This window comes from Rhodanobacter sp. Col0626 (assembly GCF_049994385.1).
Classification (GTDB): domain Bacteria; phylum Pseudomonadota; class Gammaproteobacteria; order Xanthomonadales; family Rhodanobacteraceae; genus Rhodanobacter.
The window spans coordinates 3970024-3983900 of the sequence record NZ_CP188260.1 but is presented as its reverse complement, the minus strand read 5'-3'; the positions used below and the strand labels follow the sequence as shown (position 1 = coordinate 3983900).

Below are 13877 nucleotides of genomic sequence, written 5' to 3'. Positions count from 1 at the left end.
TTCAGCCGGATGAAGCCCGCCTGAGGAAATCGACCGGATTCCTCTCCAGTGAAAGGAACCCGGTCTGCGATTACTCGCCGATCGTCAGCAGCGAGGCATTGCCGCCGGCCGCCGTGGTGTTGATCGTGAGTGTGCGCTCGCCGGCAAAGCGCAGCAGATAATGCGGGCCACCCGCCTTGGGGCCGGTGCCGGACAGGTTCTCGCCACCGAAAGGCTGCACGCCGACCACCGCGCCGATCTGGTTGCGGTTGACGTAGCAATTGCCGACGCGCGCATGGCTGGCGATGTATTCCACGGTGTCGTCGATGCGGCTGTGGATGCCGAGCGTGAGGCCGTAGCCGGTGGCGTTGATCTGGTCGACCACCTGGGCCAGCTCGCTGCCCTTCCAGCGGATGATGTGCAGCACCGGGCCGAACACTTCGCGGGTGAGCGTAGCCAGCGAGCGGATTTCATAGGCGCGCGGGGCAAAGAAGGTGCCGTGGGCGGTAAGCGCCGGATCGAGCGTCACCTCGCCGATTTTTTTCGCTTCCTTGTCCATGCGCGCGGCGTGGTCGACCAGGATCTTCAGCGCGTCTTCGTCGATCACCGGACCGACGTCGGTGGACAGCTGGCCCGGGTCGCCAACCTTCAATTCGGCCATCGCGCCGGTGAGCATCGCGCAGACCTTGTCGGCGATGTCTTCCTGCACGAACAGCACGCGCGCCGCCGAGCAGCGCTGGCCGGCGGACTGGAACGCCGAGGCGATCACGTCCTTGACGATCTGCTCGGGCAGGGCGGAGGAGTCGGCGATCATGGCGTTCTGGCCGCCGGTTTCGGCGATCAGCGCGGCGATCGGTGCGTTGCGTGCGGCCAGCGCACGGTTGATCGCCCACGCCGTGTCGGTGGACCCGGTGAAGGCCACGCCGGCCACGCGCGGATCCCTGGTCAGCGCCGCGCCGACGACGGCGCCATCGCCCGGCAGATACTGCAGCACGTCGAGGGGTATGCCGGCGTCATGCAGCAACTTGATCGCGGCATGGCCGATCAACGACGTCTGTTCAGCCGGCTTGGCGATCACGCTGTTGCCGGCGGCCAGCGCGGCGCTGACCTGGCCCATGAAGATCGCCAGCGGGAAATTCCACGGGCTGATGCAGACGAACACGCCGCGGCCGTTGAGGAACAGTTGATTGCTCTCGCCGGTCGGGCCGGGCAGTTGCTCGGGCTGGCCGAACAGGCGCCGTGCCATGGCGGCGTAGTAGCGCAGGAAATCGGCTGCTTCGCGGATCTCGGCGATGGCATCGGGGAGGCTCTTGCCGGCTTCGCGCACGCACAGGGCGATGAACTCGCCACGGCGGGCTTCGAGCTGCTCGGCGGCGTGTTCCAGGATCGCGGCGCGGCTGGCGGCGGGCAGGCGGTCCCAGTTGGCCTGGGCGGCGACGGCGTTGGCCAGTGCCTTCTCGACGGTGGCGCTGTCCGCGCTGGTGTAGCTGCCGATGGTCTGGCGGCGATCGGCCGGGTTGGTGACGGCGGTGGCGGCTGAAGCCGCTGCCACAGTCGCGCCCGGGACCAGCGGGGCGGCGGTCCATGGGCCGGCGTGCGCGTTGACTGCGTCGGCCATGGCTTTCAGTTCGTTGTCGTTGGAGAAGTTGACGCCCATGGAATTCTTCCTGGATACAAAATTTGGACTCTGCGCAGGCGCAGCATTCTCACCGTAAAGATTGACCGGCAGCGGGATGCGTGGGTGCGGAAGCGAAGCAAAGGCGCGCACCGTCTCGCACGGGTCGGCGACCAGCTCACGCACGGGCAGCGACTCGTCGACCACGCGGTTGACGAAGCTGGTGTTGGCGCCGTTCTCGAGCAGGCGGCGCACCAGGTACGGCAGCAGGTCCTCGTGCGTGCCGACGGGTGCATAGACGCGGCACGGCACATTCAGGTTTTGCGGGCCGATCACCTCGGCGTACAGATCGGTGCCCATGCCGTGCAGACGCTGGTACTCGTATGGCCGGCCCTGGGCGAGGTGATGCACGGCGGCGATCGAGTGCGCGTTGTGGGTGGCGAACTGCGGATAGATCAGCTCCACCCCCGCGCCGAACAGCTTGCGTGCGCAGGCCAGGTACGACACGTCGGTATTCGGCTTGCGCGTGTACACCGGGTAGCCGGCCAGGCCGCTTTCCTGCGCGCGCTTGACCTCGGCATCCCAGTACGCGCCCTTGACCAGGCGCACGTACCAGCGACGATTTGCCGCACGCGCGGTTTCGATCAGCCAGTCGATCACGAACGGCGTGCGCTTGGCGTACGCCTGCACCACGATGCCGAGGCCGTTCCAGCCCTGCAGCGAGGGATGCGAAAAAACGTCGCCGAGGATGTCCAGCGACAGTTCCAGCCGATCGGCTTCCTCGGCATCGACCGACAGCGCAATGCCGTGCTTCATCGCCAGTTGCGACAATTCCAGCAGCTTCTCGGTGAGCTGGCGGCGGGCCAGCTCGCGCTTGGCCACCTCGTAGCGCGGATGCAGCGCCGACAGTTTCACCGAGATCGACGGCGCGTCGGTGTGGTTGGCGAACGGCCCGCGCGCACCGATGGCGGCAATCGCGTCGCGGTAATCCTGCTGGTAGCGTTCGGCCGTTTCGCCGGTCAGCGCGGACTCGCCCAGCATGTCGTAGGAGTAGCGGTACACCGCGTATTCCTTCTTTGCGCAGCGGTCCAGCGCTTCCTCGATCGTGCGGCCCATCACGAACTGGTGGCCCATGATGCGCATCGCCTGGCGCACGGCGAGGCGGATTGCCGGCTCGCCGGCGCGGCCGACCAGCCGCTTCAGCGCGCCAGTGAAGTCGTGGCGGGTATCTTCGGCCAGGTTCACCAGGTGGCCGGTCAGCATCAGGCCCCAGGTCGAGGCGTTGACGAACACCGACTCGCTCTGGCCCAGGTGTTTCTTCCAGTTGGCTTCGCCGAGCTTGTCGCGAATCAGCTTGTCAGCGGTGGCCTTGTCGGGGATGCGCAGCAGTGCCTCGGCCACGCACATCAACAGCACGCCTTCCTCGGAGGAAAGGTCGTATTGGCGCATGAAGGATTCGACCGCGCTCTGGTCCTTGGCGCGGGTGCGCACGCGCGACACCAGACCGGCGGCGAGATCGATCACTTGTTCGCGCTCGACCGGCGGCAAGGTCGCCTGGGCAAGCAGGTCGTTGACGGCTTCGGTTTCGTCACGCAGCCAGGCGGCGGTGATCCGCGCGCGCGCAGGCGTGTTCTCGACGGGGAGTTCGGGGCTGAGGATGGGTAGGGTCACGGGCTTGTCGGAGGATCCGCCGCTGCGGAGGGAAGCGCGGGATTGTACGCTTGGACGCTCGGGATGGGGGTGGGCCGACCGTGCCGTCGGGCCACGGCGGCGGGTCATCCGGACCGTTCGTTCGCGCCGCCGCCAGGTCATCTGCGGGCCTCTTTCGCCGGGCCGATCAGGATCGGCCCGATGCGACATTCTTGCCCGCTGCCTCGCCGCGGCCTATCATTCCGGGGTTCCAGGCACGCCGGATCCCCATGATCGTGCTTCGACCAGCTACCGCCGGCTTGCCGTGCGTGACGATGTGGCTCAAGCCCAATCGCGCGCTCAGCCGGCGCGGTTTGCGTCGATTGATCATGATTCTGGTGGCACTGGTGCTGATGACGGCAGGACTGGGTGCGTGGCAGGGGAATGTGTTTGCTCCGCTGTTCGCCCTGGTCGAATCCGCCGCCGTGGCCCTCGCCTTGAGCGTGGCCTGGCGGGCCGGCGACCGCAGTGAACGCATCACCCTCGACGCCGCGTCGCTGGAGGTGCAGTTCCTGCCAGGCCGGCGCCGCATGCACTTCCAGTCGTATTGGGTGCGCGTGCTGCTGGAGCCGGGTGACGGGCGTCACCGCCTGTTGCTGTCATCGCACGGGCGCATGCTGGAGATCGGCGTTTTCCTGGCGGATCAGGAACGCGTCGAGCTGTCGAAGAAACTCATGGTGTTGCTGGCCGATTTCAATGGGCAGCCACGCAGGTAGGTTCAACAAAGGTGCAAGACATGACATCTGGCGGCATCAGGCGATCATTCACGGCAGCGGCGTCCCTCGCCCTTGCGTCGTTCGGCAGCGTGGCCCTGGCCGCTCCCGGTCCGTGGCAGCTGAACATGGAGCGCGGCGACAGCACCTGGTCGCAGGTGCCCTACCACCTGAACAATATTTCGCTCGGCGTCTGCACGGTGATTGGCGTGCTGGTGTTCGGTGCGATGTTCGTGGCCATGTTCCGCTTCCGCAAATCGCGTGGTGCGGTCGCCGAGAAGTGGTCGCACAACACCATGGTGGAAGTAGTCTGGACCACGATCCCGGTGGTCATCCTGGTGGTGCTGGCATGGCTGGCCACCGGCGGCCTGACCAGCTGGGCCGATACCACCGGCTCGCAGATGACCGTCAAGGTCACCGGCTACCAGTGGAAGTGGCGCTACGACTACGTCGAATACATGGGCAAGCCGATCAACAAGCTCGGCTTCATGTCCAAGCTGGACGACCAAAGCAACCAGACCCGCGAGCTCGGTTCGGGCATGGATCCGTATGCGGTCAAGGTCGGCGACGAAAGCACCTACCTGCTGAATGTCGACAAGCCCCTGGTGGTGCCGGTCGACACCAAGATCCGTTTCGTGATCACCAGCGGCGACGTGATCCACTCTTGGTGGGTGCCGGCAACCGGCTGGAAGATCGACGCGATCCCCGGAATCATCAACGCCGCCTGGGCCAACTTCAAGACGCCGGGTACCTACCGCGGCCAGTGCGCCGAGCTGTGCGGCCAGGATCACGGCTTCATGCCGATCGTGGTGGAGGTCAAGTCCAAGGCAGACTTCGCCACGTGGCTGGCCGGACAGGAAGCCAAGTCCGCCGCGCCCGCCGCGGCACCTGCCGCAGCATCCAGCGCCGCCACGCCGCAACAGACCACCCAGATCGCACCGGCATCGGCTGTCGTCGCCAAGCAGGGCTGACGCGCCGTCGTTCCGGTACACGTTTTTTCACGCAGTCGCATTCAATATTTCAGGTTAGAGGTGCAAGGCCATGTCCTACGCAGCCACCCATGATCATCACGATGATCACCACGGCGCGCCGAAAGGTTTCTTCCAGCGCTGGTGCATGTCCACCAACCACAAGGACATCGGCACGCTGTATCTGATCTTCGCGCTGACGATGTTCTTCATCGGCGGCAGCTTCGCGATGCTGATCCGTGCCGAGCTGTTCAAGCCGGGCATGCAGTTGATGCAGCCGTACTTCTTCAACCAGCTGACCACGATGCATGCGCTGGTGATGATCTTCGGCGCGATCATGCCGGCCTTCGTCGGCCTCGGTAACTGGATGATCCCGCTGATGGTCGGCGCGCCGGACATGGCGTTGCCGCGCATGAACAACCTGTCGTTCTGGATCCTGCCGTTCGCCTTCATCCTGATGCTGTCCACCCTGTTCATGCCCGGCGGCGGCCCGTCCGGCGGCTGGACCATGTATCCGCCGCTGTCGCTGCAGAGCGATTCGCTGGCCTACGTGGTGTTCGCGATCCATCTGATGGGCATCAGCTCGATCATGGGCGCGATCAACATCATCGCCACCATCCTCAACATGCGCGCGCCCGGCATGGAGCTGCTGAAGATGCCGGTGTTCGTGTGGAGCTGGCTGATCACGGCGTTCCTGCTGATCGCGGTGATGCCGGTGCTCGCCGGTGCGGTGACCATGCTGCTGACCGACAAGTACTTCGGCACCAATTTCTTCAACCCGGGCGGCGGCGGCGACCCCGTCCTGTATCAGCACATCTTCTGGTTCTTCGGGCATCCCGAGGTCTACATCATGATCCTGCCCGCGTTCGGGATCATTTCGGAGATCGTGCCGACCTTCGCGCGCAAGCCGATCTTCGGCTACAAGGCGATGGTGTTCGCCATTGCTTCGATCGCGTTCCTGTCATTCATCGTGTGGGCGCACCACATGTTCGCGGTGGGCCTGCCGCTGGGTGCCGAGATCTTCTTCATGTACGCCACCATGCTGATCGCGGTGCCGACCGGCGTGAAGGTGTTCAACTGGGTCGCCACGATGTGGGGCGGCTCGATGACGTTCGAGACGCCGATGCTGTTCGCGATCGCGTTCATCATCCTGTTCACCATCGGCGGCTTCTCCGGCTTGATGCTGGCGCTGGTACCGGCCGACTTCCAGTATCACGACACCTATTTCGTGGTGGCGCATTTCCACTACGTGCTGGTGACTGGCGCACTGTTCGCGATCATCGCCTCGGCCTATTACTGGATGCCGAAGTGGACCGGCAACATGTACAGCGAGTTCTGGGGCAAGGTGCATTTCTGGAACAGCGTGATCTGGGTCAACGTGCTGTTCTTCCCGCAGCACTTCCTGGGCCTGGCTGGCATGCCGCGCCGCATCCCGGATTACAACGTGGCATTCGCCAACTTCAACATGATCAGCTCGATCGGCGGCTTCCTGTTCGGCGCCACCCAGCTGATCTTCATCGGCGTGCTGATCCACTGCGTGTTCTTCTCCAAGAAGAAGGCCACCGATCGCGTGTGGGAAGGTGCCAAGGGCCTGGAGTGGACGGTGCCGTCGCCAGCGCCGCACCACACCTTCGAAGTGCCGCCGGTGATCCATGACGACGAACTGGCCCACGGTCACGTGAACGATTAACCATGGCTGCAACACCCCCGGCTGCAGAGCCGGGACGTTGCACGAGACGAATCGAGATGACCCAGCAGACAACGCATCACCCGGCCGAACACAGCGGCGACGATCGTCGCAAGGGCGTGCGGCGCACCGTGACGGTGCTGGTCGTGATCGTGGCGTTCTTTTTCCTGATCTCGTTCGTGCAGATAGTGTTGATGAAATAGCTACACCGCGATCGCTACATGTTTATCCAGCCGATCGGGTGTCGACGATCGGAATGCAGTTCCCCGGGCAGCATGACGGGGCAAAAGTCATCAAGAGAAATCCACGGGGTTAGACCATGGGTCAGCAGCACGACGCTTATTTTGTTCCGGCCAAGAGCTACTGGCCGTTCGTGGCCGCAGTGGTCATGTTCACCACCGTGTTCGGTGCAGCGCACTGGCTGAACGCGGAACCCGGTGACTCCGGCTTCGGCAAGACCGTGCTGACCGTCGGCGTGATCGGCGTGCTGGGCATGTTCTTCGGCTGGTTCCGCTCGGTGATCAACGAATCGCTGGCTGGCGACTACAACCACCAGGTCGACACCTCGTTCCGCATGGGCATGATGTGGTTCATCTTCTCCGAGGTGATGTTCTTCGGCGCGTTCTTCGGTGCGCTGTTCTACATCCGCATGTTCTCCGTGCCGTGGCTCGGTGGCCACGGCCACGGTACGCTGACCCACGAGTTCCTGTGGAGCGACTACGCCGCATCCTGGGGTGCCAGTGCCGGCAATGGTCCGGAACATATCGGTGGCTCGTTCAGCACGGTGCCGGCGTGGGGCCTGCCGCTGCTGAATACGCTGATCCTGCTCACTTCCAGCGTCACTGTGACGATCGCGCACCATGCATTGCGTGCCGGCCACCGCGGCAAGATCCTGCTGTTCCTCGGCCTGACCGTGCTGCTCGGCGCCACCTTCCTGTACTTCCAGGCGCACGAGTACATGGAAGCGTACAGGGAGCTCAATCTGACCCTGCACAGCGGTGTCTACGGCTCGACCTTCTTCCTGCTGACCGGCTTCCACGGCCTGCACGTGACCCTGGGTACGATCATGCTGGCGGTGATCTGGCTGCGCGTGCTGAAGGGTCATTTCAACAAAGAGCACCACTTCGGCTTCGAGGCGGTGGCGTGGTACTGGCATTTCGTCGACGTGGTCTGGCTTGGCCTGTTCATGTTCGTCTATATACTTTGACGCAAGGCTCGTAGCGCCGAGCGCCAACAAAAAGCCCGCCGATGGCGGGCTTTTTGTTGCGTGGCATGTTGGGGGCCGCGCGCGATTTGTCGCGGCCGGAGCAGCGCTCCGACGCAGCCGTTACAATTACTGGCCGACGTCGTGCGGGTGCAGCCATCCCATCCAGATGCCGAGCGCGACCATGCCGATAAGCAGCAGCGACAGGCCGATGCGACGGGTCAGTGCCCACACCGTGCGTTTGTCATCGTCCTTGTCGGTCATCATGAAGTACAGCGCCTGGCCGAGGCTGAAGATCACCACCAGCAGCACCACGACCAGCGCACATTTATAGACGGTTTCCACGTGATTGATCCGATCCATTTCGACATGGTCAGTATAACGGCCGACGACAGGTGCTTCGCGTGAGCGGATTTCGCCGTCCGTCGTGGTGGGCTATGCTGCTGACGGTGGTCGCAGCCTTGCTGTTCATACGTTTGGGGATCTGGCAGCTGCATCGTGCCGACTTCAAGGAAGCACTTCTGCGGCGGTATGCCGCATCGTCGTCGGCACCGTGGCAGGACTTCGCCAAGGTGGCCGAAACGCCTCCTGCCGATGCCTTTCCGCGCGTGCAGGTCCGCGGCCGTTACCTGACCGACCGGTTGTACCTGCTGGACAACCCCAAGCATGACGGTCGTGGTGGCGTGGAGGTGTTTGCACCGTTCGAACTGCATGGCCACGCGCCGCTATTGCTGGTGGACCTGGGCTTCCTGCCGGGCAACGGCAATGGCAAGGCGCCGCAGCTGTCGCCGTTGCCGGCCACCGACATCCAGTTGCAGGGCATGTATGTGCCGCCGCCACCGGTGGGTTTCGAGATGGGCGGCAATGCGCTGGCGCGGCAGACGCACTGGCCGAAGAACAGCATTTTCATGGATCCGGCGGAGATCGCCAGAGACCTCGGTCGCCCGCTGTATCCGCGGATGCTGGCGCTGGACGCCGATCCGGCCTCGATCTACGTACGCGAACACACGCTCGATTTTTCCTCGATGCCACCGGCGCGGCACCGCGCCTATGCGTTCCAGTGGTTCAGCTTCGCGCTCGCCGCGGTGGTGATGCTGCTGGTGCTGCATCGCAAGCGCAAACCGCGCCCATCCTGATTCCACGAACCCGATGACGTCCGATGAACGAAGTTGATCCCGCTGCGCTGCGTAAAAGCCGAAGGTTCCTGCTGTTGATCGCGCTGGTGTTCGCCGCGCCGATGATCGTTGCCGGCCTGCTCAGCTGGAGCGGCTGGCAGCCGGGCGTGAAAGGCAATGGCCATCCGATCCTGCCGCAGCGCAACTTCGCTGCCGAGAAGCTGCAGGTGCAACTGGATAACGGCACCACCTGGCCCTGGCGCGACAGCAAACCGCGACTCACCCTGATCGCCCTGGCCGGACCGGACTGCGCCGCGCGATGCTTCGAGACGCTGACCGGCATGGCCAAGGCGCGCGTCATGCTCAACCGCAATCAGTCGCGTCTGCGCCTGCTCTACGTCGGCGCGCCGCCGGCCGATCCGGGTCGACGCACTGCCATGCAGGCGTACTGGACACCCGGCCGTGACGTCGACGGCAAGCTGGCCGCCTACGTGCCGCCGACGCCGGACAGCGTCAGCGCCGTGCTGGTGGAATCCAACGGCACCGCGCTATCGCTGTATCCGGCGGGCTTCGAGGTTCCCGGTCTGTTGCGCGACATGGTCAAGGTGATCAAGTGATGTCGGCACGTTCCCTGAGAATCCTGCGCTGGCTGTCCCTGCTCGCGGCGGTGTTCGCCTTCGGGTTGGTGATGTTCGGCGCCTTCGTGCGTCTGTCCAACGCCGGTCTGTCCTGCCCGGACTGGCCGACCTGCTACGGCCAGGTCACCTGGCCGCACCATGCACAGGCCGTGGCGCATGCCGATGCGGCATTTCCGGACCGTCCGTACGAAGCGCACAAGGCCTGGCGCGAACAGGTGCACCGCTTCCTGGCCGGCACGCTCGGGGTGATGGTGTTGGTGCTGGCGTTGCTCGCCAGCTGGCGCAAGCGCAGCGCAACGCTGGCGGTGATCGTCGGCGCCGTGTTCGCGGCCGTCGGTGTTGGCCTGTACATCCGCGGCGAGCACTACCTGTCGTCGTCACTGGCGGCCTGCGCGATCGCGCTGCCGCTGATCGCCGCCATCCGGCTGCAACGACCGGGTGCGTGGCGGATCTGCGTGCTGGCGCTGGCGGTGATCATCTTCCAGGCCATGCTCGGCATGTGGACGGTGACCCTGCTGCTGAAGCCCATCGTGGTAATGGGCCATCTGCTCGGCGGCATGACTACCTTTGCGCTGCTGGCGTACGCGGCATTGCGTTTCGCCGGCGTGGCGGCCCCGGACGATGGCATGGCGGACCTGCGTCGGCTGGTGGGCATCGGCATCGTGCTGCTGTTCTGCCAGATTGCACTGGGCGGCTGGACCTCGGCCAACTATGCGGCGCTGGCCTGCGGCTATGGCCCCGGCTCGTTCCCGCAATGTCTCAACCAATGGGCGCCGCCGACGGATTTCCACGAGGGCTTCGTGCTGTGGCGTGGCATCGGCGTCAATTATGAAGGCGGCGTGCTCGACATGGCGGCGCGCAGCGCGATCCAGCTCGTGCATCGGCTCGGTGCGCTGGTGGTGTTCTGCTATCTCGGCTGGCTTTCGATCAAGACGGCGCGGCGCGGTTTGCGCGCGCTCGGCATCGCAATGGCGCTGGCACTGGTGAGCCAGGTACTGCTGGGCATCAGCAATGTGTACTTCGGCCTGCCGCTGGCGGTGGCGACCGCGCACAATGGCGTGGCGGCGCTGCTGCTGTTTACGCTGTTGGCCGCGCTGGCGCGTACGCAGCGGGACAAAGCGTTAACGCATAAACCCCAATAGATGGTTGATGTAAAGTAGGTTGGTGTGCTGTTTAACGTCAATCAGTTCAGCATCGCCGTAAGCGATCGAGGGGGATATCACATGAAAATGCGCCCAATCGTTATGTTCGCCAGCCTGTTCGTTATCTATCTGGGCGGGCCTGGAAATTCGGCCGCCCAGGAGTCACCGCAAAAAGGGCAGTCTGCCGGAAAGCTTGAAATGAGCCAGCAGATACGTGCCGGTAACGCCGAGTCGTTCGACGTGAAAGCGACCGAAGCCTTGAGGCATGCGCATAAGAAGCCGTTGATGACCCCGATGCAGTCGACGGATGTGTTCCTTGGGCTGGACCGCAATCACGATATGGCGCTGACACGCTCGGAGTTGCCACGCGCGATGTCCGTTTTGCGAGTGCAATTCGACAAATACGACCTCGATCATGACCACCGGTTGAATTATTCGGAGTTCGCCAACTACACCGACGTCGTGCCCGCAGAGCTTGCCGAATCAACGCATTGAACACCCTGCACGGCTTGCATGGAACGCTTGCCCGTCACCGCGGAGACCCATGCTCACCAAGGCGTGAAGCATTACACTACGCAGTCGCCCGTTGCCGAAAGCTGCCGTGAACCTGCATTTCTCCCAATACCTGCAACTGACCAAACCGCGCATCGTCGCGCTATTGGTGTTCTGTGCGGTGATCGGCATGTTCCTCGCCGTACCGGGGCTGCCTTCATGGCGAGCGTTGATATTTGGCACGCTTGGCATATGGTTGGCGTCATCCTCGGCGGCTGCGTTCAACCAGTTGATAGACCAACGCATCGACAAGGTGATGGTGCGCACCTCGCATCGACCGCTGGCCACCGGCGAGCTCAATACGCGTCAGGTATTTGTTTTTGCGTTGAGTCTGGGCATCGCCTCGATGCTGGTACTGGTGGTGTTGGTCAACACGTTGACGGCTCTGCTCACGTTCGCGGGGTTGATCGGTTACGCGGTGATCTACACCGCATTTCTCAAACGCGCTACACCGCAGAACATCGTGATTGGGGGGCTTGCTGGCGCAATTCCACCCGTGTTGGGCTGGACGGCGGTTACCGGCGCGCTCCACCCGTACGCATTGCAGCTATGTCTGATTATTTTCGTGTGGACACCGCCCCATTTCTGGGCGCTGGCGATCTTTCGCCGTGAAGACTACTCGCGTGCGCAAGTGCCGATGCTCCCGGTAACCCACGGTGTCGTGTTCACCCGCTGGCACATCCTGTTCTACACCGTGCTGCTGGTGCTGGTGACCCTGTTGCCCGTGTTGACTGGCATGAGCGGGCTGATTTACCTGGGCGGCGTGGCGGTGCTGGATGCGGCGTTCCTGTATTACGCGGTGCGCCTGCTCAGGCCGCCGGACGAGCTGTACGCGATGAAGGTATTCAACTATTCCATCATTTACCTGATGACGTTGTTTGCCTTCCTGCTGGCCGACCATTGGCTGGTCGAACCAATTGTGCAGCAGGGTCTGGTGCTGCAACAGGCCGTTTGATCGAGCACCATGGCTTGAGCGGATCATTGGTCGCAATCGATCCCGGCGGTGGTGAGCAAATTCTTCAATTCGGCCAGTTGTGCCTCGTACTTCTTCCAGCGACGGACCGCACTCTGGTGGATTGGCGCGCGCACCTGCACCGAGCTGGCGGTGGTCGCTGGTGCCTGATTGCGCTCAAAGTGCAGGCACGCATCGTTCCAGGGCAGATCGCAGTGCTCCAGCAGCTTTCGGATAGCGCTTTGCGGTGCGGTTACCAGCATTTCGTAATCGATTTCCAGGATGCGGCCGGGCAGGACGCGCTTCCAATGAGCCATCAGGCGATCGAACAGGATGTAGTAGCGGCCAGTATCGAGCAGGTCGAACGAGTAACCGTGAAAGGGCGATGATTCCGCGAACGGTTCGCGAAAATTGCTGAGGCAGCTATCCAGGGGATTTCGCCGCAGGCAGATGATCTGTGCGTTGGGCAATGCGTTCGCGATGAAGCCGGCATACAGGAAGTTGTGCGGAAGCTTGTCGATGAAGCGCGGTTTGAGGCTGGTCGCAGGTCGTGTGCTGGAAATATACAGATCGCCAAGCTGTTGCCAATGGATGCGTTGAGCGCGCTCGACCACGCCCGGATCCAGCATCACCGGCGAACGCCCGCCGGACAGTCGTTCCAACATGACACCGAAGTTCTGCAGTTCGCCGGCGGCGTAGACCTCGGGGTGGCTGGACAGGATCCGTTCCACCAGCGTGGTGCCCGAACGCGGCATGCCAATGACGAAAATCGGTTCCTGGGACAGAGAGCCCGAAGGCGGTTGTTGCGGCTCGGGAAAGGCACGGATCAGCGCCTCGACGATGGCTTCGTCGCGCTGGATGGAATAATTGCGCGCGCTTCGGTTTGTGGACTTGCCCAGTACGAGGTGATCGAAAGCCTTGCCATAGTCATGCAGGTCTTCATATTCCTTCGCCAGCGCCATGTTCAATTGCAGTTGCGCCGCAAGATCGTTACTTGTCCGCTGCGCCAACGCCAGTAATTCTTCGATGTGATTATTGGCCTGGGTCTGGCGACGCAGCCGGGAACGGACGCCGTAAGCTGACCAGTGTTCCGGTGCCAGCGCGAGGCAGGTCTCGAGCTCACCTTCAGCCCGTTCAAGATCGCCGCTGAATATCAGTGACGTGGCGAAATTGAAATGGCAGGAGGGATTGGTGGGCGCCAGCGCCGCGGCGCGCCGGAATACCGAGGCGGCGCGTTCATGTGCGTGGCATTGCGCGTATACCGTGCCAAGGGCGTCCAGCATCAATGGATCAAGCGGTGACAGGTTGAACGCAATGTTGGCAACCTGCAGCGCCTCACCCGTGCGATGAGCGCGCACCAAGGCTCGTGCGAACTGTATCGCGTAGTTTGGAATCTGCGGCTGCAGGCTGGCCGCCTGATGCAAATGCTCGAGTGCCTGTGGTAGCTGATGCAAAGCCATCGCAGCCAGTCCCGCCAGGTAGTGCGCTTCGGGATGATTCGGCTCCAAACGCAGCACGCGCACCGCCAGTTCGCCGGCCTCTCGTGGCTCCCCCTGATTGAGTGCGGTGCCGGCCTGGGCAAGTAGGTCGTGGGAGCGATGGGGGGCGGGATTCGTCATGCAA

General features: G+C 63.4%; 13 protein-coding genes. 10 read left to right on the top strand and 3 right to left on the bottom strand.

Annotated features, from left to right (window positions below; genetic code table 11):
• Positions 1–70 precede the first annotated feature (70 nt).
• Complete coding sequence (gene putA, locus ACPPVV_RS17590; protein ID WP_426701157.1) at positions 71–3265, bottom strand: bifunctional proline dehydrogenase/L-glutamate gamma-semialdehyde dehydrogenase PutA; 3195 nt, start codon at positions 3263–3265, stop codon at positions 71–73.
• A gap of 293 nt (positions 3266–3558) precedes the next feature.
• Here putA and ACPPVV_RS17585 point away from each other — a divergent pair, with 293 nt between their 5' ends.
• From ACPPVV_RS17585 to ACPPVV_RS17565, 5 genes are all read left to right on the top strand, one after another.
• Positions 3559–3999 carry a DUF2244 domain-containing protein gene (locus ACPPVV_RS17585; RefSeq protein WP_426703270.1) on the top strand — a complete coding sequence of 147 codons (441 nt, stop codon included), beginning with the start codon at positions 3559–3561 and terminating at the stop codon, positions 3997–3999.
• A gap of 20 nt (positions 4000–4019) precedes the next feature.
• Positions 4020–4967, top strand: coding sequence for a cytochrome c oxidase subunit II (coxB, locus tag ACPPVV_RS17580; protein ID WP_426701156.1), 948 nt, complete (start codon positions 4020–4022; stop codon positions 4965–4967).
• A 70-nt stretch (positions 4968–5037) separates the two neighbouring features.
• Positions 5038–6654 carry a cytochrome c oxidase subunit I gene (ctaD, locus tag ACPPVV_RS17575; protein WP_426701155.1) on the top strand — a complete coding sequence of 539 codons (1617 nt, stop codon included), beginning with the start codon at positions 5038–5040 and terminating at the stop codon, positions 6652–6654.
• A 56-nt stretch (positions 6655–6710) separates the two neighbouring features.
• Entirely contained in the window at positions 6711–6854 is a 144-nt protein-coding gene (locus ACPPVV_RS17570) for a hypothetical protein (protein WP_426701154.1), read from the top strand.
• Between the two features lie 116 nt (positions 6855–6970).
• A complete protein-coding gene (locus ACPPVV_RS17565) occupies positions 6971–7858 on the top strand; it encodes a cytochrome c oxidase subunit 3 (protein WP_426701153.1) in 888 nt (295 codons plus the stop codon).
• A 126-nt stretch (positions 7859–7984) separates the two neighbouring features.
• Here ACPPVV_RS17565 and ACPPVV_RS17560 read toward each other — a convergent pair whose 3' ends face one another.
• Entirely contained in the window at positions 7985–8200 is a 216-nt protein-coding gene (locus ACPPVV_RS17560) for a twin transmembrane helix small protein (protein ID WP_189442074.1), read from the bottom strand.
• Positions 8201–8259: 59 nt separating this feature from the next.
• Between ACPPVV_RS17560 and ACPPVV_RS17555 the strand changes: the two genes are divergently transcribed.
• The 5 genes from ACPPVV_RS17555 (at position 8260) to cyoE (ending at position 12257) form a co-directional block, all read left to right on the top strand.
• Positions 8260–8991 (top strand): SURF1 family protein, encoded by a 732-nt coding sequence (locus ACPPVV_RS17555; RefSeq protein WP_426701152.1) that lies wholly within the window; start codon positions 8260–8262, stop codon positions 8989–8991.
• A 23-nt stretch (positions 8992–9014) separates the two neighbouring features.
• Complete coding sequence (locus tag ACPPVV_RS17550; RefSeq protein ID WP_426701151.1) at positions 9015–9587, top strand: hypothetical protein; 573 nt, start codon at positions 9015–9017, stop codon at positions 9585–9587.
• Positions 9587–10750, top strand: a complete 1164-nt coding sequence (locus tag ACPPVV_RS17545; protein ID WP_426701150.1) for a COX15/CtaA family protein — start codon at positions 9587–9589, stop codon at positions 10748–10750. The genes ACPPVV_RS17550 and ACPPVV_RS17545 overlap by 1 nt, the downstream gene beginning before the upstream one ends.
• Positions 10751–10831: 81 nt before the next feature.
• Positions 10832–11245: an EF-hand domain-containing protein gene (locus ACPPVV_RS17540; protein WP_426701149.1), complete on the top strand. Its 414-nt coding sequence runs from the start codon at positions 10832–10834 to the stop codon at positions 11243–11245.
• Positions 11246–11351: 106 nt separating this feature from the next.
• Positions 11352–12257, top strand: coding sequence for a heme o synthase (cyoE, locus tag ACPPVV_RS17535; RefSeq protein ID WP_426701148.1), 906 nt, complete (start codon positions 11352–11354; stop codon positions 12255–12257).
• 23 nt (positions 12258–12280) lie between these two features.
• On the opposite strand, the gene ACPPVV_RS17530 is transcribed toward cyoE, so the two are convergent.
• The gene (locus tag ACPPVV_RS17530) at positions 12281–13873 is read right to left on the bottom strand and encodes a sulfotransferase (protein ID WP_426701147.1); all 1593 of its coding nucleotides are present in this window, start codon (positions 13871–13873) and stop codon (positions 12281–12283) included.
• Positions 13874–13877: the final 4 nt, after the last annotated feature.